Raw genomic sequence first — 23042 nt, 5'->3', positions numbered from 1 at the left:
GTTATTTCAACAATTTTTTAGCTACCTCAGCTTCTTTACTCTGAGGATATTGATTAATTAATTTTTTCAAAAGGATTTTATAAGCCTCTATATCACCAAGTGCTTTAAAAGCTTGGGCTTGTTTAAGCATAGCACTTGGTTTTAAAGGATGCAATCCCGGAAGTTCAATTAATTTTTGATAGTTTAAAATAGCTTCTTCATAGTTTTTTTCTTTAAAATAAATCTCTCCAATCCAGAAGTAAGCTTGCCCTATCCACTTTCCTTTGGGGAAATTTTTAATATATTCTTCAAAGAACTTTTTAGCATTTTTAAGATCACCTTTTTGATAATAAGAATAAGCCTTTTCATAAAGTTGAGCTTCATTTAAAGGTTTTTCCTCAGGTTTCTCTTCGCGTTTCTCTTCAGGTTTTATAGCTGAAGTTTTTGTAGCATTCTCAGTATAGATTAAAGTAGCATTGGAAGGAGGAGGTGTTTCCTTAGGAAGTTCCTTTGGAGCTACCTCTAATTTTTTTTCTAACTCTTTTATTTTTAATTCTAAAGCTTGGGTTTGGGTAGCTAAATTTTCTAATTGAGTTTTAAAGTTTTTTTCACTCTCCTCTTGTGAAAATTTAATTTCTTCTATTTGAGAGGACAATTGAGCTTGTTCCTTTTTAATTTCATCTAATTCAGAAAGAACTTGGGTTTTCATTTCTACCATCAAATCCTTAGACAATTTGTTTTCTAAAGAAATTATCTTTTTATTTAATTCATCCAATTTTTTTTCTAATTCTTCAGATTTTTGACTTTGTTTATTTAGGGTAGTTTCAAGATTGATAACTTTTATTTTAAGGGTTTGAATTTCATCTTGGCTTGCTATACAACCAAATAATATAAAGGGTAATAAAAATAAAAGAAAAAATCTATTCATGATAGCCTCCTGTCTTTATATAATTTTCTATTTCCCTTGTTAAATCTAAGGGTAGATCATCGCTTCCGAAAACTATTTTATCTTCTCCCAAATATTTTAAGGTGTAAACAATTAAAGGCAATTCCCTTTTTACTTCCTCTTCTCTTATTTTTTTAAAAAGTTTATTTTCTTCTCCTTCAAGTTTTTTAAGACCAGTTAGGTGATATTTTAGAAGTTTCTTTTCTGTTTCTTCCCAGAGTGGTATAAATTCAGGAGTTCTTAAGGAAAATCTAAAATAACTAATAGGTGGACCTTCATCAAGCTCAGGAGTAACAAGATGCATCATTGCTCCAGTTTCTGCAGCTCTTGCGCTAATAAGTTGCCACATAACCTCTTGCCAAGAACCTTTTGGACCTCCGGGAAGAGCAGGATGAAGATTAATAAGTTTTAGAGAATTACAAAATTTTGAAGATGTAATCCACATATAACCTGCAAGAACACCAAAATCGATATCTTCATCAAGCCTTTTTAAAATTTCTTCATGATAAATTTCTCTCCAGGTTTCCTTATCTTTTTTCCTTAATTCAGGTTCAAATTTTAAAGCAGAAAAGGAAATAACGTTAAGGCCCATCTCTTCTTTTGCAATTTGTATTAACTTATCTGAAAAAAAACCTTCTCCAGGCTCCTTACTTATAAAAACATAAGCTATTTTTAAGGGTAAAAAACCAGATTTTATTTCTGAATATACAATTTTTAAAAGATCTATAGCTGCAGAATCTCCTCCTGTAGTAAACCAGCCTATTTTTTTAAATTTCATAGAGAAAACTCCCAATTTCAAAGTTTATCCCAACAGGTTTAGGAATAAAAAATTCAAAATACTGATAAAGTGCAAACCTATCAGTCATTCCTGAAATGTAATCTGCGATAATTCTTTCTTTTGAAGCATTAGTAAAAATCTGGCTTGCCTTTTGAAAATACTCTATTTTTTCAAAATTTTTATAATAAAATTCAAAAAGTGAAGACAAAATTTTCTTTGCCTTTTCAAATTCTTTCCTTACTACAGGAGAAAAATATATCTTCTCAAAAAGAAAATCTCTTAAAAGAGTAAGGGCTTCTAAACATTTTTCATCCATTAAAATAGCATTTTTATTAGCAGATTTAGTAGTTAAAATTACATTTTTTACTAAATTATTTATTCTTTCAGAATGAGAAAGTCCTAATTTTTTTTTAACTAAGGAAGGAAGGTCATCGATAGTTATTAAACCAGCTCTTATAGCATCATCTACATCATGATTAACATAAGCAATGATATCAGAGATTCTAACTACTTCAGCTTCTAAGGTAAGAGGTCTTTCTTTTTCAAAAAGAATTGGTCCTTTACCCTTTGAATGATTTAAAATTCCGTCTCTAACTTCTAAAGTTAAATTAAGTCCTTTCCCATCTTTTTCTAAAAGATCAACTACTCTTAAACTTTGTTCATTGTGTCTAAATCCTTCTGGCAAAAGTTCATTTAATACTTCTTCTCCTGCATGCCCAAAAGGTGTGTGCCCAAGGTCATGTCCAAGAGCTATAGCTTCAGTTAAATCCTCATTTAATTTTAAAGCTTTTGCAATAGTTCTTGCGATTTGAGAAACCTCTAAAGTATGAGTAAGCCTTGTTCTATAATGATCTCCTTTAGGAGCTAAAAAAACTTGGGTTTTGTGTTTAAGTCTTCTAAATGCTTTGGAATGGATAATTCGATCTCTATCCCTTTCAAAACAAGTTCTAATTTCACATTCCTCTTCAGGACGAAGTCTTCCTTTTGAATATTTAGCTTTCGCAGCAAAAGGAGAAAGAAGCTTTTCTTCCAAATCTTCCTTTTCCTTTCTTATAGAATCATTTAACATCTTCTATTTTTAACTCCAAATTTCCCGTAAAACTATTTATAAAAGGAGTTCCTACAATTAAATTTATTTCTTTCTTTTCTAAAAGCTTATTAAAAAATATGGCAGAAAGTTCTTTATCCTCTTTTTGCAAAATGAGTTTTGAATGTTTTTCCTTTAAAATTTTTATTTCTTTTATTTCAAAATTTTTAAGAAGAAGAGCAGGAGGTGAATGTCCTTCTCCATAAGGATGAAATGCTTCAAAGGCAAAAAGATTTTCCCTATATAAAAGCTCTGATAAATTTGTCTCAGCATCAATATAAATTAAATTAGAAGAAGAGGGGATATGATTAGATTTTAAAATTTTTTCAAGGCGTATTTTAAATTCAGGAATAAGATTTTTGTGTATTTTGAAACCTAAAGCATATTTATGTCCACCAAATTGGATTAAAAGATCTTCACATTGAGATAAAATTTTTAGAAAATTTATTTCAGAGGGTGAGCGTATTGAACCATGAGCTATTTCATCTTCTTGAGAAATAACTATGGTGGGCAAATTATATAAATTTTTAAATCTATTAGCAATGAGCCCAAGTAAACCTTTGGGAATGTTTTCAAAAGTTAAAAATAAAAATTTAGAATCTTCACAAACATTATTAAGCTGGAAATTAAGAGTTTTTAGAATTTCTTCTTCCAGAGTTTGTCTTTCTTGATTTAAGTTTTCGATTTGAGAAAGGGTTTTTTCTGCAGAAACCTTATCTACTGATGAAAGGAATTCGAAAACTATCTCAGGTTTGCCAAGCCTTCCAGCAGAATTGAATTTAGGAATGATTTTATAATAGAGATCCTCTTCAGATAAACCATATTTTAGATTTTCTCTTTCAAGTAAAATTTTTGTACAGGGGAAATAAGGATTTAAAAGGTCTCTAAATCCAAAAAAAGTAATAAGACGATTTTCTCCAATTAAAGGTACCATATCTGCTAAAGTTGCAAGGGAAACAAGTTCCAAATATTTTCTTAAAAAAGGTGGTTCTTTATCTACAAAGAATCCTTGAGACAAAAGATAAGATCTTAAAGCTCTTATTAAGGCAAAAACAACTCCAGCACCGCATAAATAATAAAGAGGAGAAGAAGGCTGTGTAAGTTTACCACTTATAGTAATAGTTTCTGGTTTAGAGATTATTTCATGATGATCAGTTACAATTACATCTATGTTTAAAGCTTTAGCTGAATTTACTGTGTGATAAGCAGATATTCCCACATCAACAGTTATAATTAAACTTATACCCTTAGCTTTAAAATAGGGTAGGAATTTAGCATGAAATCCGTATCCTTCTTCAGTTTTACTTGGAATTAACCAATCTACATAGGGAGTAAAATTTTTAAGAAAATCATAAAGGATGAAAGTTCCTATAATCCCATCTGCATCAGAATCTCCGTAAATAACTATTTTTTCTTTAGCTTTAATAGCTTTAAAGATCCTTTCAACTGCAAGCTTCATATCAGGAATTATAAAAGGATTGGAAAAGTCAGAAAGTTGAGGATAAAGAAAAGAATAGGCAGATTTTATATCTGAAAATCCTTTATTAATAAGAATCTTTGCTAAAAGAGGAGTAAAGAAGCCTTGAGTAACAAATTCTTGAAAGAGTTCTTGATTAGGGACCTTATTAATCCAAAGCTTGGTTGACGTCATATAAATTTTATTGTATCATATCAAGCTCAAAAGTAAATTAAATTAAACAAAAATGATAAGCTCAAAAGTAAAGGTATTACTTACTGGTGGGGCAGGCTACATAGGTTCTCATGTAGCAAAACTTTTAACTAAATACGACTATGAGGTAATTATAATAGATAACTTATTTTCTTCTCAACCTCAAAAAGTTTACGGAAGGTTTTATAAATCAGATTTAAGAGAGGAAGGAAAGCTTTTAGAAATAATTAAAAAAGAAAAACCAGATATAGTTTTACATTTTGCAAGTTTTATAAGTGTACCTGAAAGTATAGAAAAGCCCTTTTTGTATTATGAAAATAATGTAGGGAATACAATTAAGCTACTTTCAGCTATGAAAAAGGCTGGGGTTAAAAATTTTCTTTTTTCTTCCTCAGCTGCTGTATATGGTATTCCTGATATTATTCCTGTCCCAGAAACAGCTGAGCTTAAACCCATTAATCCCTACGGAGAAACTAAAGCTATAATAGAAAAAATCTTAAGAGATATGGCAGAAGCTGGAGAGATAAATTATATCTCTTTAAGATATTTTAATGTAGCAGGAGCTGATCCAGAAGGAGAAATAGGTCCTAACTACAAACAACCAACTCATTTAATAATAAGAGCTTTAAAAGTAGCAAAAGGGGAAATTCCCTATTTAGAAATCTATGGAACCGATTATCCCACACCTGATGGAACTTGCATAAGAGATTATATTCATGTAATGGATTTAGCAACTGCTCACCTTTTAGCTTTAGAGTATCTTCTTTCTAAAGGTGAAAGTATTGTTTTAAATTGTGGTTATGGAAGGGGATTTTCAGTAAGAGAAGTAATTTCTGTAGTTAAAAAAGTAACAGGAATTGATTTTAAGGTGATAGAGACCAAAAGAAGAGCAGGAGATCCACCTATTTTAATTGCTGATAATACAAGGATTAAAAAGATATTAAAGTGGGAACCCAAATATGATTCCCTTGAAACTATTATAAAGGATTCTTGGAAATGGGAGCTAAAACAAAAATAAAACTTGATCCTACAAAAATGAAAGACTGGGAAATAGCCTATGAAGCAGAAAAAAATATGAAAACTCTATATGAATTAGCTGAAGAAATAGGTTTAATAAAAGAAGAACTTATACCTTATGGGCATTATATTGGTAAAATTGATTATAAAAAGGTTTTGGAAAGATTTAAAAACAAATCTAATGGGAAATACATAGATATCACAGCTATAACTCCAACTCCCTTAGGTGAAGGAAAAACTACCACCTTAATTGGTTTAGTTCAGGGGTTTGGGAGAAGAGGTAAAAAAGTTATAGGTACTATAAGACAACCTTCAAGCGGACCTGTTTTTAATATTAAAGGAAGTGCAGGAGGTGGAGGGCTTTCTCAAATTATTCCCTTAGATAAAATTTCTTTGGGACTTACAGGAGATATAAATGCAGTGATGAATGCTCATAATCTTGCTATGGTTGCTCTTACAGCAAGAATGCAACATGAAGCAAATTATGATGATGAAATTTTGATCAAAAAAGGATTAAAAAGGCTTAATATAGATCCTAAAAGAGTTGAAATGGGATGGGTAATGGATTTTTGTGCCCAAGCATTAAGAAATATAGTTATTGGGCTTGGTGGTAAAATGGATGGATATCTAATGGAAAGCAAATTTTATATTTCTGGAGCTTCAGAAGTAATGGCTATATTATCAGTAGCTAAGGATTTAAAAGATTTAAGAGAAAGAATAGGGAAAATTGTAGTTGCCTTTGATAAACGCGGTAATCCAATTACTACAGAAGATTTAGAAGTTGCAGGAGCTATGACAGTTTTACTGGTTGATGCCCTTAATCCTAATCTTGTACAAACTATAGAAGGGAATCCTATTTTGGTTCATACCTCTCCTTTTGGTAATATTGCTTTAGGACAATCTTCTATTATAGCTGACTATACAGCTTTAAAACTTGCAGACTATGTAATTACTGAGTCTGGATTTGGTGCAGAGATAGGTTTTGAAAAATTTTGGAATGTTAAATGTAGAATTTCTGGGCTTAAGCCTAATGCAGCAGTAATAGTAGTAACTATAAAAGCACTTAAATATCACGGAGGGGCACCTGAGCTTAAACCTGGTGCTTCTATCCCAAAAGAATACTATGAAGAAAATCTTTCTTGGGTAGAAAGAGGATGTGAAAATCTTTTACATTGCATAGAGATTGTAAAGAAAAGTGGTACTATTCCAGTAGTGTGTATTAATAGATTTTATACAGATACTAAAAATGAACTAAACCTTGTAAAAAAAATATGTGAAAATGCAAAAGTAAGGGTTGCTATATCTGATCATTGGCTAAAAGGAGGGGAAGGAGCTTTAGAACTTGCAGATGCAGTGATCGAAGCTTGTGAAGAAAAAAATGAATTTAAACATCTTTATGATTTAAATGAACCGGTTAAAGAAAGAATTGAAAAGATAGCAAAAGAAGTTTATAAAGCAGATGAAGTTATTTATTCCGCTACCGCAGAGGAAAAAATTAAATTAATAGAAGCTAATGAAGAAATTAAAAAATTTCCTATATGTATGGTAAAAACACATCTTTCCCTTTCTGATGATCCAGGCAAAAAGGGAGTTCCTAAGGGATGGAATCTTAGAATTAGAGATATTCTTATATATAAAGGCTCAGGTTTTATAGTACCTGTTGCAGGGGAGATAAAACTTATGCCTGGTACTGGTTCAGATCCAGCTTATAGAAGAATTGATGTGGATGTAAATACAGGAAGAGTAAAAGGTCTATTTTAGCTTTAGGAGTTAAAATGTCAGCCAAAATAATAGATGGTAAAGCTATAGCTCAGGAAATAAGAGAGAATATCAAAAGGGAAGTTCAAGAATTGAAAGAAAAATACAATATTGTTCCTGGATTAGTTACTATCTTAGTAGGAGAAGATCCTGCTTCCATTTCCTATGTTAAAGGAAAACAAAAAGTCTCTCAAAGTCTTGGGTTTTATTCTATTGAAGAAAAGCTTCCAGAAAATGTTTCAGAAAATGAATTATTAAAACTAATTGAAAAATATAATAAGGATCCCAAAATTCATGGTATATTAGTTCAACTTCCTTTACCAAAACATATAAATGAGAGAAAGATTATAAACGCTATAGACCCTAAAAAAGATGTAGATGGTTTTCATCCAATTAATGTAGGTAAAATGGTTATGGGAGAACCCTGTTTTTTACCTTGTACTCCCTACGGAATACTTGTACTTTTAGAAAAAATTGGCTGTCCAGTTGAAGGAGCAGAGGTGGTTGTCTTAGGAAGAAGTAATATTGTTGGGAAGCCCATTGCTAACCTTCTTATGCAAAAAAGAAAATTTATAGGAAATGCAACTGTTACAGTATGTCATACAGGAACCCGGGATATAGTTTTTCATACCAAAAGAGCAGATATTTTAATTGTTGCAATAGGAAAACCCAAATTTATTACTGCAGATATGATAAAAGAAGGTGCTGTAGTAATTGATGTAGGAATAAATAGAATAGGAATTACCCCTGAAGGAAAGGCTATTCTTTGTGGAGATGTTGATTTTGAAAATGTAAAACAAAAAGCAGGGGCAATTACTCCTGTTCCAGGTGGAGTTGGTCCAATGACAGTTACTATGTTAATGAAAAATACTTTAGAATCTGCGAAAATGTGGAATGGTCTTCCAAATGAAATAGAATAAAGGATTCAAATTAAATAATTTTAAAATCAGAGGAAAAGATGATAGAAAGTTCAGAAGAAAAACTAAAAGAAATATTTTTAAATCTTAAAACCGGTACAAAGGCTTTAAAATCAGGAATGGAATTGTTAGAAAGTGGGATCAAAAAATTAGAAGAAAAGATTTTAGAGATCACTAAAGAGGTTGTAAAAGTAGAGATAAAGGTAGAAAAGATTGAAAGGGAAAAGGAACCTGAAGAAATAGAAAGTTTAGAAAAAATTCATAAAAGACCTCTGAAAGAAATAACTTTTGAACTTTCAAACAAAACTTTAGAAAGTCTTTATGAAAAAATTCATAAAGAAAAGCCTACCCTTTATACTATTCCTAAAGGAATAGAAAAAAGAGGGTCTGTTAAAATCAGAAAAGAAGAAACAACTTGTACACTTTGTAATTTAGGACCTTGTGAAATAATAGAAAATAGAGAAGATTTAAAAGGAATTTGTGGGATAGATGTAAGTGCAGTTTCTGCAAAAGATTTTGCAAGATTAATTGCAGAAGGTGCAGCTACAAATTTAGAACATGCAAGAAAAATAGCAGAAATTTTTAGAGGAGCTGTTACAAAAGAGATACCCTTTCAAATAAAAGATAAAAAGAAACTTAAATTATTTGCCTATAGCTTAGGAATAGATTTAAATCTTCCAGAAGAAAAAATTCTTGAAGAAACTGTAAAAAAAATATTTCAAATATTTTCCCAACAAGAAGGAGAATTAATTTCAATTCATAGGGCTCCACAAAATTTAATTGAAAAATGGAGAAAATATAAAGTTATACCAAGAGGCATAGAGAAAGAAATTTTAGAGCTTTTTTATAAAACCTCTACTATAGTTGATCTCTATTATAAAAATATATTGCTTTCTGCAGTAAGATGTTCTCTTTCTGATGGTTGGGGGAGTTCATTAATAGCAACAGACTTACAGGATATTCTTTTCGGAACCCCCCAACCTGTTAGATCTTTCATTAATATTGGGGAAAACGTAATTTTTAAGGATATGGTAAATGTTATAGTTCATGGGCAAGATTTTATAATGGCGGATTTATTAAGAGAGGCTTCTTTTAATTCAGAAATAATTGAGCTTACTAAAGAAATTGGAGCTAAAGGGATTAACCTTGTAGGTCTTTGTGATACAGGTAATGAACTTCTTATGAGAAGAGGAATTCCAGTTTTAGGAACATTTATTCATCAAGAAGCAGTTATAGCAACTGGAGCTATAGAAGCAATAGTAATAGATGGAGAATGTGTGGTACCAAATATAGTTCAAATAGCTAATCAATTCCATACAACAATTATTACTACTAATCCTCAATCTCTTATAGAAGGGGCTATTTATGTTGAGTTTAATAAAAATTATCCTTTAGAAAGTGCAAAAGAAATTTTAAAAATCGCCCTTTCAAAATATAAAGAAAGAAAAAATTCAGAAATATATATCCCTGAGGATAGCATAGAAGTGATATCAGGATTTAGTTTGGAAGCACTTATGTATATTATGGGTGGTAGATTTAGGGCAGGGTTAGAGATTTTAAAGGAAAATCTTGTTAATGGTAAAATTTTAGGAATAGCAGTTATCACAGGATGTGATTATTTTGGAACAAAAGAAAATATTGAAGTAGAACTTACTAAGGAACTTATAGCTAATAATATATTAGTCTTAACTACAGGTTGTTCAGCCATAAAATTAGGGATGGCAGGTCTATTAACAGAAGAAGCTACAAAATTGGCAGGAGAAGGATTGAGAGAAGTTATAGAAGGGATAGGTTGTCCCCCAGTTTTACACATGGGTTCTTTGGTAGATAACTCAAGAGTTCTTCAAACCTTAATAGAATTAATTAATACAGGGGATTTAGGGAAAGATATAAGTGATCTACCTGTTGTAGTATGTATTCCTCAGTGGATAAATAAAAAAGCACTATCTGTAGGAATGTATTTTTCCGCAAGTGGGGTACAGGTTATTTTTGGAGCAGATTTTCCATTCATAGAAAGTAAAAAAACTACCAATTTTCTATTTAATGAGATGGAAAATTATTTTGGAGGAACTTTTAAAATAGCATCTAAAGCAAGTGATTTTGTAAATATGGTAATAGATAGAATTTGGCAGAAAAGAAAGGAGCATGGTATTGATAAGCCTAAACCAAGAATTTTCTATGATATGGCTATGAGAAGAGCTCTTGATGAAAAAATATACATTCCCATAATTCACAGATTAGGAATTTAAAAGAAAATGGTAATAACTAAAATTAAGCCTTTAGATGAAATTTTGGAATATATAGAAAGCTATGATAAAATTCTTTTGCTTGGGTGTAGTGAATGTGATTTTGGATGTTCAACCGGTGTTGAGAAAGAAGTAAAAAAGTTTGCGAAAAAAATAAAAGAGGAAAGAGAAAAACTTGGGAAACCAGTAAAAATATTAAAAAAAATCCTAACTAAGCAATGTGATTCATCTGCACTTAAGCCTATTGAGGATTTTAAGGATAAAGTTTCAGCAATAATAAGTTTAGGTTGTGGGGTAGGAGTGAACTTAATAGCAGATTTATACCCTAAAATGGAAGTATATCCAGGAGTTAACACCTTTTTTTTAGGAGCAAAGATAAAAGAAGGATACTGGGTTGAGAAATGTAGAGCCTGTGGGGATTGTATAATCGGATATACAGCAGGTCTTTGTCCAATTACCAGATGTCCAAAAAATTTACTTAATGGTCCTTGCGGAGGGGTTAAAAATGGTATATGTGAAGTGAAAAAAACTTTACCCTGTATATGGTATAAAATAGTAATGAGGCTTAAAAACAGAGGTAAATTAGAAAATTTAATGAAAATTTGGGAAGCAAAAGATTGGAGATTAGCTGGTGGTGAGGGTGTAAGAGAGCTAAGAGAGGAGTAAAGATTGGAAAATAAGACCAATCTTCAAAAAATTCTTGAATCAGGGGAATTCGCAGTTACAGCAGAAATTGGACCTCCTAAAAATGCAGATCCTGAAATCATAAAGGAAAAGGCAAAATGGTTAAAAGGTTATGTAGATGCAGTAAATATTACAGATAACCCAAGAGCAACTGTAAAAATGTCAAGTTTTGCAGGAGCAATTATTTTGATAAAAGAAGGTATAGAACCTATAATGCATATTACCTGTAGAGACAGAAATAGATTAGCTATTCAATCCGATCTTTTAGGGGCTTATGCCCTTGGAATAAGGAATGTTTTATGTTTAACTGGAGATCATATAAGTTTAGGTAATCATCCACAAGCAAAACCCGTTTTTGATTTAGACTCAATTCAGCTTTTAAGTTTAGTAAAAACTCTAAATGAAGGAAAATTTTTTAATGGGGATGAGATAAAAGGAAAAAAACCCTGTTTTTTTATAGGGGCAGTAGAAAATCCTTTTGCAGACCCTTTAGAATTTAGGCCCCTTAGATTGGCAAAAAAAATAAAAGCTGGGGCAAAATTTATTCAAACTCAAATAGTTTATAATTTAGAAAGATTTAAAAAATTTTTAAATTTATGCGAAGAATTAGGCATCTTGGAAAAGGTTAATATACTTGCTGGTATAATGCCACCCAAATCTTCAAAGATGCTTAAATTTATAAAAGAAAACAAAGTGCCTGGAATTGAAGTTCCAGATGAATTGATAAAAAGAATGGATTCTGCAAAAGATGAAAAAGAAGAAGGAATAAATATTGCAGTAGAGATTATAGAAAGAGTTAAAGAAATGTCAGGTATTAAAGGAGTTCACATAATGGCAATAGGCTGGGAATATATTGTTCCTGAAATAATTAAAAGAGCAAAACTTTATCCCAGACCAGTGTTATAAAAATTGGGGGAAAGAATGCAAAATGAAAAAGAACTTTTGAAAATCTTAATAGATATTTTGTCAGATTTGAAGTCCAGTTTAAAAAGTATTAGCGAAGGAATTAAAAATTTAGAGGAAGGGATAGAAAAACTCGAAACAGAAATTTTTAGTAAAAAACTTTTAATAATAGAGAAAAAAGAAGAGGAAAAACCATTAATTGTAAAGCCTGAAAAAGTAAAAATTGAAGTTCCTAAAATTGAAATTAAAACTAAATATAGACCTTTATCAGAGAGGGCAAAAAATATTCCTGAAAATTTATATAAAGATATTTCTACAGAAAAAATAAGAGAAGTAGTCATTGGAAAAGGAGAAAAAGCTATAAAGATAGGTGGAGAAAACATTTTGCCTTTTTATTTTTTCGAAGGTTCTATGGGAAATGAAATAAAGATTGCTATGGAAATTTTAGATGTAAAACCAGAAGAGTGGCCTCAAAGTTTAGCTAAATATTTTTCTGATGTTTTTCATGATCCAGCTTTGTGGGCGAAAAAGTGTGTTGAAGTTTATAAAGCAGAAGCAATTTGTCTTTATTTACAGGGAACAGATCCTAATTATTTAGATCTTGATGTAAATCATGCAAAGGAGGTAGTGAAAAAAGTAAGGGATGCTATAGAGGTCCCACTTATTATTTGGGGTTCTGGAAATTCAGAAAAAGATGTAGAGATTTTAAAAGAAGTTGCAGAACTAATAGGAGAAAGAGGTGCAGTTATAGGTCCTGTCTTAGATACTAATTACAGAACCTTAGGAGCTATTGCTATGGGATATAATTTGCCAATAATTGCTTCAACTCCTATTGATGTAAATTTAGCTAAGCAACTTAATATACTTCTTGAAAATATGGGGGTTCCGTTAGATAAGATAATTATAGATCCCTCAATAGGTGCTTTGGGATATGGAATTGAATATGCCTATTCTGTTATGGAAAGAATAAGAATTGCTGCGCTTTATTATAAAGATACAGCTTTACAGTCTCCTTTTGTTTGTGCTATTGGAAGAGAAGTTTGGGGTACAAAAGAAGTTCAACTTCCTACAGATGAAATTTTTGGAGATCAAGAAGGAAGGGGTATATTAATGGAGGCAATTACAGCTGTAGTATTAGCTTTAGCAGGAGGGAATTTATTAATAATGAGGCATCCAAAAGCTATAGAACTCTGTAAATCTTTTTTTAATATTTTAAGCATGAGTTAAAGAGGTGATAATTATATGTCAAAAATAATTTTTGATTTAGCTATTAAAGGAGCATATAAAATTTTAGAAAAAGCCTGGGAAAGGTATGAAAGGGCTATTAAAAATTTTGGTAAAGAAGTAAATGTAGGATTTCCAAACACAGCCTATTATTTACCTATTATTTATGCCATATTAGGATATCCTGTTAAAAAACTTGGAGATTGTGAAGAAGTTTTACAAGAGGCAAAAAAACTTCTGCCTGATTTATCTTCATCTAAAAATGGTCTTCTTTATTTAGGGTTAGCACTTGATGCAGGAATGGCAACTCTTTTTGCTGAAGAAGTAGTTGAAGCTATAAGATATTTGGAAGAGCCTAATTTATATACAAAAACAGAAGAGCCTACAGAAGATAATATTTGGCTTGGAGCAGCAGATGATGTTATCTTTAGAAAGAGAGGGGTAGAATTTGTTGATGGAAGTTCTCCTGGTTTTGCAGTTTTACTTGGTTCACCTCCAGATAAAGAAACAGCTAAAAATATTGTTCAAGACCTTCTTGAAAAAGGACTTTATGTATTTATGCATGATCAAACCAATGGTGTTTATATGCCCTATCTTTTAAGAGAGGCAGGATTACAACTTGGTTGGCCAGTAAGATTAGTACCTTTTGGTCCTCACTATACTAGTATAGTTTTTGCTATTGGTTTTGCTTGTAGAGTTGCTATGTCTTTTGGTGGGGTAAAGCCGGGGGATTATATAAATAATTTACTTTTTAATAAATATAAAACCTTTGCTTTTGTAATAACCTTTGGTCCACCTACAGAGGAATGGGTAGCTAATGGTTTAGGAGCTTTAAATTGGGGGATTCCTATAATTTGTGATTGGGCTGTACCTGAAATCAAAATTCCTGGGATTTGTATTTATGAAGCTTTAATTTCCAAACCTACTCATTGCTATTTTCAGGTAATAATGGAAAATCAAGAGTTTTACAGGAGTTCCGTTCCAGAAATTGCTTCTCAAGAATTAATAGAAAAGGCTTTAGAAGTAAGGGGATTAAAAATTACCAAAACAAAACTTAATATCCCAGTTTCTTATGCCCCTGCTTTTGAGGGAGAAAGAGTAAGAAAAGAAGATCTTTATTTAGAATGTGGAGGAGGGAGAACATCAGCCTTAGAATTATTAATATCTTCATCTTTTGAGGAAGTTAAAGATGGAGAAATAAGGGTGATAGGGCCGGAAATTTCTGATCTTCCCAAAATAGATAAAAAAGGTCCACCTTATAGACTTCCGCTTGCTATTGTAATAAAAGTAGCTGGCACTAATATGCAAGAAGATTTTGAACCTATTATGGAAAGACAAATTCATTATTTTATCAATTATGCCCAGGGTATTATGCATATAGGACAAAGAAATATAGTATGGATAAGAATTAGTAAACAGGCAGTAGAAAAGGGATTCCTTTTGAAACATATAGGAGAGATTTTATATAACAGAATAAAACAAGAATTTAGTAGCATTGTAGATAAATGTGAAGTAGAGATTTTTACAGATGAAGAAATGGTAAAAAAATTAATAGAAAAAGCAAAAAGTATATATGAGAAAAGAGATGCAAGACTCGCTGGGATGGTAGATGAAAATGTAGAAGAATTTTATTCTTGTACCCTTTGTCAAAGTTTTGCCCCTACTCATGTTTGTGTAATTACTCCTGAAAGAGGAGGGCCTTGTGGTGCTTATAGCTGGCTTGATGGAAAAGCTTATTATCAGATTAATCCAGCTGGTCCAAATCAGCCCATTTTAAAAGGAGAGATTATAGATTTAAAATTAGGACAATTTAAAGGAGTAAATGAATTCGTTAAAAAAGCCTCAAAAGGGAAAGTAGAAAGGGTAAGTTTATATAGTATTATGAATGATCCTATGACTGTATGCGGTTGTATGGAGGCTATTGCAGCAATTTCTGCACCAGTAAATGGAATCATTATAGTAAATCGAGAATTTGATAAAGAAACTCCAATAGGACTTAAATTCTCTACCCTTGCAGGAATGATAGGAGGAGGACAAGTTACTCCAGGGTTTTTAGGTATTTCTAAGCAATATATTATTTCTAAAAAATTTATATCCGCAGAAGATGGATTTTTGAGAATTGTTTGGATGCCTAAAATACTTAAAGAAGAGTTAAAGGAAAAACTTCAAAAAAGGGCAGAAGAGTTAGGAGTTCCTGATTTTCTTGAAAAAATAGCCGATGAAAGTGTAGTCAATACAGAGGAAGAACTTTTTAATTGGGTAAAAAAAGTGAATCATCCGGTTTTAAAATTACCTCCCCTTACCTAAATTTCATAAAAAAGGAGAATTAAGGTGGCTCTTACAGGAATTCAAATACTAAAGTATTTACCTAAAACAAATTGTAAAGAATGTGGTTTTTCTACTTGTATGGCCTTTGCTATGAAAGTAGCTTCTGGTCAGGCAGAGATAGATGCTTGTCCCTATATTGATCCAAAGATTAAAGAAGAAATAGCTGAAGCTTTAGCACCTCCTATTAGAAAAGTAGAATTGGGAGGAGGTAATTACGTCTATTTTTTGGGTGGGGAAAGTGTTCTATTTAGGCATGACAAACGTTTTGAAAATCCTCCTCTTATAGGAACTCTCATTTCCACTAATATGAAGGATGAGGAAATTTCAAGAAGAATAGGATTGTATAAAAAACTTCAATGGGAAAGGGTAGGAACTATTTTAAGATTAGATACTCTGTTTTTGCAAGATGAAGGCTCTGAGGAAAGATTTATAGAGATTGTGAAAAAAGTAAGAAATGAACTTCCTTGGGTAGCCTTAGTTTTAGCTTCTTCAGATGTGGGAACCCTAAAAAAAGCAATAGAAATATGTAATAATTTTAAACCTTTAATTTATGGTGCAAATTCTCAAAATTTTGAAGATTTTGCTAATTTCTCTCTTTCAACAAAGGTTCCTCTTACTATAATTGGAGAATCCTTAGATGAAGTTTGTAGTCTTTCTGAAAAGGCTTTTAAAAAAGGTTTAAAAGAATTAGTTCTTGATCCAGGTTCTCAAGTATTAAGAGAGTTGTTTGAAGATTTAGTAATTATAAGAAAATCAGCTATTAAAAGTAGATTTAAACTCTTAGGATTTCCTGTTATAACTTTTCCTTATCGATATACAGATTCTGATTTATTAGAAATTCTTATTGCAAGTATGATTATCTGCAAATATGGAAGTATTATTATTCTTTCAGATCTTAAGCCAGAAGCTTTATTTAATCTTTTAATAGAAAGAATGAATATTTATACAGATCCTCAAAAACCTATGGTTGTTGAAGAGGGGATTTATCCTATTAATGGTCCTGATGAAAATTCGCTGGTAGCTATAACCTGCAATTTTGCCCTTACTTATTTTATCGTAAGTGGGGAAATAGAGGCAAGTAGAGTTCCTACTTGGCTTCTCATAAAAGATACTGATGGTTTATCAGTTCTTACAGCTTGGGCAGCAGGTAAATTTGGTGCTGATACCATTGCCCCTTTTGTTAAAAAGTGTGGGATTGAAGAAAAAGTTAAACATAGAAATCTTATAATTCCTGGTTATTTAGCAGGAATAAAGGGAGAACTTGAAGATGAACTTCCTGACTGGAAAATCATTGTTGGGCCAAGAGAGGCAAGCGGGATTCCTTCATTTTTTAAAAAATTTTATGAAGAATTGAAAGAAGAATTAAAAAAAGAGGAAAAGGTTTCTGAGAAGAGGGAAATAAAAGAAGAGAAAAAGACATTCGAAAAAATAGAAATTTTAAAAGAAGAAAAAACTATAAAAGAAAAAAAGGAAAAACTTGAAAAGGAAAAAGAAGAAAGCGGTTATAAAGTAATTTGTATTGCTGAAAATATAAACATAATGTCAAAAAGGATAGGTAAAGCTATAAAAGAACGCAATCCTCAACCTATTCAACAAATGGCTAAGGATGGAGTTAAGTTAGGAGCAGATTATTTAGATCTTAATATTGGACCTGCAAAAAAGGATGCTTTAGAACTTGCTCCTTGGATAGTTAAAATTGTAGAAGAGGTAGTAGATATTCCTATTTCTCTTGATACTACAAATCCAGAAGCAATGATTGCAGGAATAAAAGCTTCTAAACAACCTTCAAAGGCACTTATAAATTCAGTTACCATTCATAAAGATAAATTGGATAAACTTGCTCCTTTTGCTGCTGAAATTGGTTGTGATGTGGTAGCACTTCTTTGGGGAGAAAAAGGGCTTCTTAGAGATGCTAATGAAAGAGCTGATCTTGCATTGGATCTTGTAAATAAACTCAATGAATATGGTATACCCAATGAAAAAATTTGGGTAGATCCAGTTCTTACTCCTATAACCCTTGATGTGCAACAAATTAAAGAGGTACTTAAATTTCTTTCTATACTTCAAGAAATTACACCAGGAGTTAAAACAATTGTAGGTCTTTCAAATGTTTCAAATGGTGTAGCCTCCCATTTAAGACCTTATTTAAATAGAGTAATGCTTATGATGCTTATGAAATATAATCTTTACAGTGCAATACTTGATATATACGATAAAGAATTAGTAGAAATTGCAAAAGGTAAACATCCTGAATGGGTCTCTTTAGTTCATAAAATAATGGATGGAGAAAAAATAGATATCCAGTCACTTTCTTCTAAAGAACTTGAAATATATAAAACTGTAAAAGTTTTAACAGGAGAAATTATATTTTCTGAATCTTGGCTTGAAGTTTGAAATAATAAAAATTGAAAGAATATAAAAATAAAAAAGAAAAAGGAGAAAATAAAAAAATTTGGTGTGAAAAGTTTAAAGAATATGTAAATATAGAAGAAGGATGTAAACATTTTCAAGGTTTTTGCCCTTATAGAAATAGGTGCTTAATTTTTTTACAATCTAAATTAAAGGAATTTTAAAAATGGAAAAAGTTAAAATTGCTATTATAGGAGCAGGACCAGCTGGGATTGCTTCAGCTATAGAAGCAAAAGCAAATAATATAGAACCTGTTGTAGTTTTGGAAAAAGGAGAAACTGTCTGTAGTACTATAGTAAAATTTTATAAACCTGGTAAAAGAGTAGATGCTAATTATAGAGAGAAAGATATAAAACCTATTGGAATATGCTCCTTTGAAACTGAAACTAAAGAAGAGTTTCTTAAAAGGATAGAAGATTGGATTAATAAATGGAAATTAGATATAAGGTTAAATTCAGAGGTTACAGAAATAAGAAAAACAGATGAAGAATACGAAATTTTTGTAAAAGATAAGCCAGAATATTTAGCTGAATTTGTGATCATAGCTATTGGTATTTTTGGTAAACCTAATAAACCATCATATTCTATTCCTGAGGAATTAAAAAATAAGGTATTTTTTGAACCTCCTCTTGAGATACCAGAAAATAAAAAAATTTTAGTGGTTGGTGGAGGAAATACCGCAGCAGAGGTTGCTTGTTGTCTCTGTGAAGTAAACGATGTTTATCTTTCTTATAGGAGACCCCAATTTTTTAGAATAAATGAGATTAATTTAAAAAATTTAGAAGAAAAAGAAAAACAAGGTAAATTAAAGCTTCTCATGGCAACAGATATAGAAAAAATAGAACCCTATAATGAAAAAGTAAGGGTTTATTTTAAAGACGGAAAGGAAGATTTTTATGATTTAATTTATTATTGTTTAGGAGGAACAACCCCGGAGAGTTTTTTAAGAAGAATAGGAATTAATTTTGATGAAAAAGGGAATCCCCTGATAGATGAATTTTTTGAAACCAATTTACCAAAGATTTTTTTAGTTGGGGATATAGCCTTTAAACAAGGAAGTATAATGAAAGCTTTTAATTCAGCTCATATAGTAATCAAAAGAATAAAAGAAAAATATCTTTCAACATAAAACTAAGTAAGTTCAAATATTTGAAATTTTTAAAATAAGAATTTATAATTTATTTAAGCCGGCGTAGCTCAGGGGTAGAGCAGCTGATTCGTAATCAGCAGGCCATGGGTTCGAATCCCATCGCCGGCTTATTTTCAAGCTTTTGATAGGGGTAGGGGGTCATTAGTGACGACATAGTGACGACATGTTTGAGCTTCAAGAATTTTAATTAATAGCTCTGTAAAGAACTGGCATTGCAACTTTTGTATAAATTTGAGTTGTTTTAATATCTTCATGCCCCAAAAGTGCTTGAATGGTTCTCAAGTCAACTCCAGCTTCTAAAAGATGAGTTGCAAAGCTAAGCCTTAACTGATGTGGTGTTATTTTCCTTTCAATTCCTGCTCTTTTTGCTATTTTCAAAATTACTCTTCTGATATCGTTTAAAGGTTTTCCTGTCTTAGGTGATGGGAAAACAAATGGGTTGTCATCAGTTCTTGTTGTTTTTAAATGTAAGAGAGCTTTTTTCAGCATCTTACTCATAGGAACAAATCTTTCTTTATTCTTTTTGCTTTTCTAATTCTGATAAGATTATGTTCAAAGAAAATGTCATCCCAAGTTAGATTTAAACACAGTGTCTTTTTTATTGTGTAAAAATTTCTCCGGGAAGGGCATGGTAGTTCCCCAATTCAATCTCGTTAAATCCCCTTAACCTCTTTGAGTTTAACCTCTCATTCATCTCTTTCAAGATCAAATATAACAATCTTTCAGCTGATCCTTCATCCGGAAATTACCTTTATCCTCCTTTTTATCTCCTTTGCTAATCTTTTAAGCTGATTAGTTGTATAAATAAACTGCCTTATCTCCTTCGGATACCTCAAAAAGGTTAATAATGCATACGCTTTATCCTCCCATTTTTTCACTACCTTAGGATATATCTTACCCCATCTTTCCTTTAATCTTAATATCCCCTCCTTAGCTTTTTCTTTTGTTTCTGCTCTGTATATCCTTTTTAAATCTTCTGCAAATAAACCTCTATCTTTTACCCGCACCTTATTTAAAGAATTCCTTACAGTATGTAATACACAAAGTTGCCATTCTGAAGACGGATAAACCATCTTTATGGCATTTTCTATCCCAGGTAAATCATTCCCCTTCAGATCCAAATAATCAAAATCCAAGTATTTCCCTTCTTCCATCAAGCTTTATCCTCAAAGCTAAATAAACTGGTTCCTTTGCTACCTCATTTCGACGAATAGGTAAATAAGTTCCATCTAAAAATATTGCCAAATATTCCTCTGAAAGTGCTTTTTCTTTCCAACTCCTTACTTCATCTTCGGTCACCTTTATTAACCGAGAAACGCTTTGGGGTGAATACAAGTATAGCAGGACGAAAACCACCATTCCTGACCCGAGGCACTTTTAAGTCTTGAACCTTCCCATACTTTGTAAGTAAATCTCTGATATAAAAACCGTTTGCATAATCTTCTATCTCTTCTAAATAAATTTTTCTTTTTTCAAGCATAAGCTTTTCTAAAAGGTTTTTAATAAGATTATTGACTTCCTGCTGAAAAAAAAGTTTAAAATTTCTTCCATAGGTTGTTTTGTTAAAGTTTTAGTTTTTTCTTTCATGGTAGCTTCCACTCCTTTCTGGTAGTTTTGGTTATTAAGCATTGGGGAAGCTACCATGCCCATTTTACTTTTCAAGTATTTACACAATTAATGAGACACTACCTACAATAAACAACATATATACAATCTCTAAACAATTTAAAAAAAGAAAAAATTAGATTGATTTTTTAAAGAGGGATGATATATTAGGTTGTGGGCCGGAGTTGTGGAAGTGGGGTGAAAATCCCCCGCTGCCCCGCAGCCGTGACCGGGGACGAAAGCCGCTTGTCCGCTTTTATGCGGATGGGAAAGGAGGTCCCAAGTAGGGTATTCCCCGAAAGGAGGCTTCCTTTCTTGGGCTAAGAGCTTTTCTTTTTTAAAGCTCTTAGCCGACAGACCACTGGTGCCGAAAGGCACCGGGAAGGTGCGGCGAGTAGGACGATCCGGAAGCCGGAAGACCGCTCCAGCCCCAAAAAACCCGAGGGGGTGAGTCATGAGCAAAAAGGTCTTCCACAAACTCAGCTTTCTTTTTTTATTAGGAACTTTGGTTTCTCCTTCTTTTGGTGCAGAAGAAAGTAAAGAGGTTAAAGAAATTCCTGAAGTAGTAGTTTCAGCAGACAGAATTGAAGAGCCCTTAAAAGAGGTAACTTCACAAGTAACCGTTATAACCAAAGAGGAGCTTGAAAAGAAAAATTTTATCTTTCTCACTGATGTTTTACGAACCCTTCCTCAACTATACATTAGAGCAAACGGCGGTCCTGGTCAGACAGCAGGAGCTATTCTTCCAAGAGGAGTTAAATCAGCTCACACCTTAGTTTTGATAGATGGATTTAAAATCAACGATCCTTCTTCTGGACAAGTTGACCTTGGAAGTTTAACGGTTGATGACATAGAAAGGATTGAAATCATTGAAGGACCTCAAAGCACACTTTATGGGTCTGAGGCTGTAGCCGGGGTAATAAATATTATTACTAAAAAGGGTAAAGGAAGACCAAAAATCGGTCTTTACCTTGAAGGTGGTTCTTACGGAACCTATAAACCCTCTTTTGAACTATCAGGAGAACTTAAAAATATTGACTTTAGGTTAAATACCTTTTATTACTATACAGATGGCTTTTCTGCCTATCGTTATGGAAAGGAAAAAGACGGGTTTAAGAATTCCTTTGCTTCTGCTAAGATAGGGCTTAATCTTTTACCTAAGGTAAGATTTGAATTTTTGGGAAGATATAACTACGGAAGGATAGAGTATGACGGCTGGGATGAAGATGCAGAAAACCTTAGAAAAGACTATAATTACCTTGTTGGTGCCAAACTTAACTTAGACCTTTTTGAACAATTTAAGCAAACTTTCTCTATCTATAAGAATTACTCCCAAAGAAAATATTATGAACCTATTAGTTGGTCTCCTTATACCCGATATACACCTTCTACAGAGGGTTTTTCTTGGGAAAATTTTTTAAACTTAGGGAAGACTTATTCTTTGGTTTTTGGTTTAGACTTTAAAAGAGAGGAAGTAGAAATGCTCTCTGAAAGTAGCTGGGGATCTTCAAGCTATGATAAAAAAAGGGAATATACTGGGATTTTTCTTAACAACAAGCTTTACCTTTTAGAAAATGAACTTCTTTTAACTGCAGGGTTAAGATATGATAATTATAAAAATCTTGGAGAAAAAACTACTTACAGATTAGGAATTAGCTATATAATTCCTAAGATTGATGTAAAGCTTAAAGCTAACTATGGGACAAGTTTTAGAGTTCCTACTTTTGATGACCTTTATTATCCCATCTTTAGCAATCCTAACCTTAAACCTGAAGAATCAAAAGGGTGGGATCTTGGATTTGAAAAGACTTTTTTAGAAAATAAGCTAATTTTAGGTGGTTCTGTTTTTTACCAAAGATATAAAGATCTTATCCAGTTTGACCTTCAAACCTGGCAACCCCAAAACATCGGAAAAGCTGTTATAAAAGGGGCTGAAGTCTATCTTACCCTAAAACTTACTCAAAACTTAAGCCTAAAAGCTAATTATACCTATTTAGATTCAGAAGACAGGGATAAAGAAAAATATCTTATTTATAAGCCTTCTCATAAAGCTGAAGCTACCTTAGAGTACTCTCTCAAAAACCTTTCTGTTATTGCTGATTATGTTTATACTGGAGAAAGATTTGCAAATCCTTTAAATACTCAGAAGTTAAAATCCTACTCTCTTTTTAATCTATCTACTAATTATTCTTTCAATCCCAAAATTAAGTTTTATCTCAAGGTAGAAAATCTTTTTAACGCTAATTATGAAGAAGTAAAAGACTATGGAACCCCTGATAGATCTTTTTATGCTGGCATAAAATTTAATTACTAAATTATGCTGAGTATATCCTTTGGATGAA

19 protein-coding genes, 1 tRNA gene, 1 pseudogene and 1 riboswitch are annotated in these 23042 nt (G+C 31.8%); of the genes and pseudogenes, 13 read left to right on the top strand and 8 right to left on the bottom strand.

Features of this window, described 5'->3' with window-relative positions:
* Window position 1: 1 nt before the first annotated feature.
* From TOPB45_RS08495 to recJ, 4 genes are read right to left on the bottom strand one after another with little or no spacing between them, the layout of a single operon-like run.
* Complete coding sequence (locus TOPB45_RS08495) at window positions 2-907, bottom strand: tetratricopeptide repeat protein (RefSeq protein WP_013909209.1); 906 nt, start codon at window positions 905-907, stop codon at window positions 2-4.
* The gene (locus tag TOPB45_RS02100; RefSeq protein ID WP_013909208.1) at window positions 900-1703 is read right to left on the bottom strand and encodes a formyltransferase family protein; all 804 of its coding nucleotides are present in this window, start codon (window positions 1701-1703) and stop codon (window positions 900-902) included. The genes TOPB45_RS08495 and TOPB45_RS02100 overlap by 8 nt, the downstream gene beginning before the upstream one ends.
* The gene (locus tag TOPB45_RS02095; RefSeq protein ID WP_013909207.1) at window positions 1693-2772 is read right to left on the bottom strand and encodes a deoxyguanosinetriphosphate triphosphohydrolase; all 1080 of its coding nucleotides are present in this window, start codon (window positions 2770-2772) and stop codon (window positions 1693-1695) included. Before TOPB45_RS02095 ends, TOPB45_RS02100 begins: the two co-directional genes overlap by 11 nt.
* Window positions 2762-4441, bottom strand: a complete 1680-nt coding sequence (gene recJ / locus TOPB45_RS02090) for a single-stranded-DNA-specific exonuclease RecJ (protein ID WP_013909206.1) — start codon at window positions 4439-4441, stop codon at window positions 2762-2764. The genes TOPB45_RS02095 and recJ overlap by 11 nt, the downstream gene beginning before the upstream one ends.
* A 52-nt stretch (window positions 4442-4493) precedes the next feature.
* Here recJ and galE point away from each other — a divergent pair, with 52 nt between their 5' ends.
* The 12 genes from galE (at window position 4494) to TOPB45_RS02035 (ending at window position 19203) form a co-directional block, all read left to right on the top strand.
* Complete coding sequence (gene galE, locus TOPB45_RS02085; protein WP_013909205.1) at window positions 4494-5477, top strand: UDP-glucose 4-epimerase GalE; 984 nt, start codon at window positions 4494-4496, stop codon at window positions 5475-5477.
* Entirely contained in the window at window positions 5456-7237 is a 1782-nt protein-coding gene (locus TOPB45_RS02080) for a formate--tetrahydrofolate ligase (protein WP_013909204.1), read from the top strand. The genes galE and TOPB45_RS02080 overlap by 22 nt, the downstream gene beginning before the upstream one ends.
* 14 nt (window positions 7238-7251) lie before the next feature.
* Window positions 7252-8154 carry a bifunctional methylenetetrahydrofolate dehydrogenase/methenyltetrahydrofolate cyclohydrolase FolD gene (folD, locus tag TOPB45_RS02075; RefSeq protein ID WP_013909203.1) on the top strand — a complete coding sequence of 301 codons (903 nt, stop codon included), beginning with the start codon at window positions 7252-7254 and terminating at the stop codon, window positions 8152-8154.
* A gap of 38 nt (window positions 8155-8192) precedes the next feature.
* A complete protein-coding gene (locus TOPB45_RS02070) occupies window positions 8193-10400 on the top strand; it encodes an anaerobic carbon-monoxide dehydrogenase catalytic subunit (protein ID WP_013909202.1) in 2208 nt (735 codons plus the stop codon).
* Window positions 10401-10406: 6 nt separating this feature from the next.
* Window positions 10407-11063, top strand: coding sequence for a methylenetetrahydrofolate reductase C-terminal domain-containing protein (locus TOPB45_RS02065; protein ID WP_013909201.1), 657 nt, complete (start codon window positions 10407-10409; stop codon window positions 11061-11063).
* A 3-nt stretch (window positions 11064-11066) separates the two neighbouring features.
* Window positions 11067-11987: a methylenetetrahydrofolate reductase gene (locus tag TOPB45_RS02060; protein ID WP_013909200.1), complete on the top strand. Its 921-nt coding sequence runs from the start codon at window positions 11067-11069 to the stop codon at window positions 11985-11987.
* 15 nt (window positions 11988-12002) lie between these two features.
* A complete protein-coding gene (locus TOPB45_RS02055; protein ID WP_013909199.1) occupies window positions 12003-13211 on the top strand; it encodes an acetyl-CoA decarbonylase/synthase complex subunit delta in 1209 nt (402 codons plus the stop codon).
* Window positions 13212-13226: 15 nt separating this feature from the next.
* Window positions 13227-15515: an acetyl-CoA decarbonylase/synthase complex subunit alpha/beta gene (acsB, locus tag TOPB45_RS02050; RefSeq protein WP_013909198.1), complete on the top strand. Its 2289-nt coding sequence runs from the start codon at window positions 13227-13229 to the stop codon at window positions 15513-15515.
* A 24-nt stretch (window positions 15516-15539) separates the two neighbouring features.
* Window positions 15540-17930, top strand: coding sequence for an acetyl-CoA decarbonylase/synthase complex subunit gamma (gene acsC / locus TOPB45_RS09085; protein ID WP_013909197.1), 2391 nt, complete (start codon window positions 15540-15542; stop codon window positions 17928-17930).
* Between the two features lie 11 nt (window positions 17931-17941).
* Window positions 17942-18109 (top strand): hypothetical protein, encoded by a 168-nt coding sequence (locus TOPB45_RS08920; protein WP_154645417.1) that lies wholly within the window; start codon window positions 17942-17944, stop codon window positions 18107-18109.
* A 2-nt stretch (window positions 18110-18111) separates the two neighbouring features.
* On the top strand, window positions 18112-19074 hold the full coding sequence (locus TOPB45_RS02040; RefSeq protein ID WP_013909196.1) for an NAD(P)-binding domain-containing protein: 963 nt from the start codon (window positions 18112-18114) through the stop codon (window positions 19072-19074).
* A 57-nt stretch (window positions 19075-19131) separates the two neighbouring features.
* Window positions 19132-19203, top strand: a tRNA-Thr gene (locus TOPB45_RS02035).
* A 75-nt stretch (window positions 19204-19278) separates the two neighbouring features.
* Here the strand turns inward: TOPB45_RS02035 and TOPB45_RS08740 are convergent.
* From TOPB45_RS08740 to TOPB45_RS09225, 4 genes and pseudogenes are all read right to left on the bottom strand, one after another.
* Window positions 19279-19611: pseudogene (locus TOPB45_RS08740) on the bottom strand (tyrosine-type recombinase/integrase); the annotation flags it as partial.
* A gap of 218 nt (window positions 19612-19829) precedes the next feature.
* Window positions 19830-20249, bottom strand: a complete 420-nt coding sequence (locus TOPB45_RS09150; RefSeq protein WP_081460663.1) for a transposase — start codon at window positions 20247-20249, stop codon at window positions 19830-19832.
* On the bottom strand, window positions 20221-20394 hold the full coding sequence (locus TOPB45_RS09145; protein ID WP_172632668.1) for a transposase: 174 nt from the start codon (window positions 20392-20394) through the stop codon (window positions 20221-20223). The genes TOPB45_RS09150 and TOPB45_RS09145 overlap by 29 nt, the downstream gene beginning before the upstream one ends.
* Entirely contained in the window at window positions 20381-20599 is a 219-nt protein-coding gene (locus TOPB45_RS09225; RefSeq protein WP_408033206.1) for a transposase, read from the bottom strand. The genes TOPB45_RS09145 and TOPB45_RS09225 overlap by 14 nt, the downstream gene beginning before the upstream one ends.
* A gap of 266 nt (window positions 20600-20865) precedes the next feature.
* Window positions 20866-21141: riboswitch (cobalamin riboswitch) on the top strand.
* 13 nt (window positions 21142-21154) lie between these two features.
* Between TOPB45_RS09225 and TOPB45_RS02010 the strand changes: the two genes are divergently transcribed.
* Complete coding sequence (locus TOPB45_RS02010; protein WP_013909195.1) at window positions 21155-23014, top strand: TonB-dependent receptor plug domain-containing protein; 1860 nt, start codon at window positions 21155-21157, stop codon at window positions 23012-23014.
* Window positions 23015-23042: the final 28 nt, after the last annotated feature.

The sequence above is a fragment of the Thermodesulfobacterium geofontis OPF15 genome (assembly GCF_000215975.1).
Classification (GTDB): Bacteria; Desulfobacterota; Thermodesulfobacteria; order Thermodesulfobacteriales; family Thermodesulfobacteriaceae; genus Thermodesulfobacterium; species Thermodesulfobacterium geofontis.
This window is presented reverse-complemented; position numbering and strand designations above follow the sequence as displayed.

Excerpts from the sequence above, each read along its gene's own strand:
- TOPB45_RS08495 (WP_013909209.1), bottom strand. The coding sequence starts at position 907 with ATGAATAGATTTTTTCTTTTATTTTTATTACCCTTTATATTATTTGGT.
- TOPB45_RS02100 (WP_013909208.1), bottom strand. The coding sequence starts at position 1,703 with ATGAAATTTAAAAAAATAGGCTGGTTTACTACAGGAGGAGATTCTGCA.
- TOPB45_RS02095 (WP_013909207.1), bottom strand. The coding sequence starts at position 2,772 with ATGTTAAATGATTCTATAAGAAAGGAAAAGGAAGATTTGGAAGAAAAG.
- recJ (WP_013909206.1), bottom strand. The coding sequence starts at position 4,441 with ATGACGTCAACCAAGCTTTGGATTAATAAGGTCCCTAATCAAGAACTC.
- galE (WP_013909205.1), top strand. The coding sequence starts at position 4,494 with ATGATAAGCTCAAAAGTAAAGGTATTACTTACTGGTGGGGCAGGCTAC.
- TOPB45_RS02080 (WP_013909204.1), top strand. The coding sequence starts at position 5,456 with ATGGGAGCTAAAACAAAAATAAAACTTGATCCTACAAAAATGAAAGAC.
- folD (WP_013909203.1), top strand. The coding sequence starts at position 7,252 with ATGTCAGCCAAAATAATAGATGGTAAAGCTATAGCTCAGGAAATAAGA.
- TOPB45_RS02070 (WP_013909202.1), top strand. The coding sequence starts at position 8,193 with ATGATAGAAAGTTCAGAAGAAAAACTAAAAGAAATATTTTTAAATCTT.
- TOPB45_RS02065 (WP_013909201.1), top strand. The coding sequence starts at position 10,407 with ATGGTAATAACTAAAATTAAGCCTTTAGATGAAATTTTGGAATATATA.
- TOPB45_RS02055 (WP_013909199.1), top strand. The coding sequence starts at position 12,003 with ATGCAAAATGAAAAAGAACTTTTGAAAATCTTAATAGATATTTTGTCA.
- acsB (WP_013909198.1), top strand. The coding sequence starts at position 13,227 with ATGTCAAAAATAATTTTTGATTTAGCTATTAAAGGAGCATATAAAATT.
- TOPB45_RS02040 (WP_013909196.1), top strand. The coding sequence starts at position 18,112 with ATGGAAAAAGTTAAAATTGCTATTATAGGAGCAGGACCAGCTGGGATT.
- TOPB45_RS09150 (WP_081460663.1), bottom strand. The coding sequence starts at position 20,249 with ATGGAAGAAGGGAAATACTTGGATTTTGATTATTTGGATCTGAAGGGG.
- TOPB45_RS02010 (WP_013909195.1), top strand. The coding sequence starts at position 21,155 with ATGAGCAAAAAGGTCTTCCACAAACTCAGCTTTCTTTTTTTATTAGGA.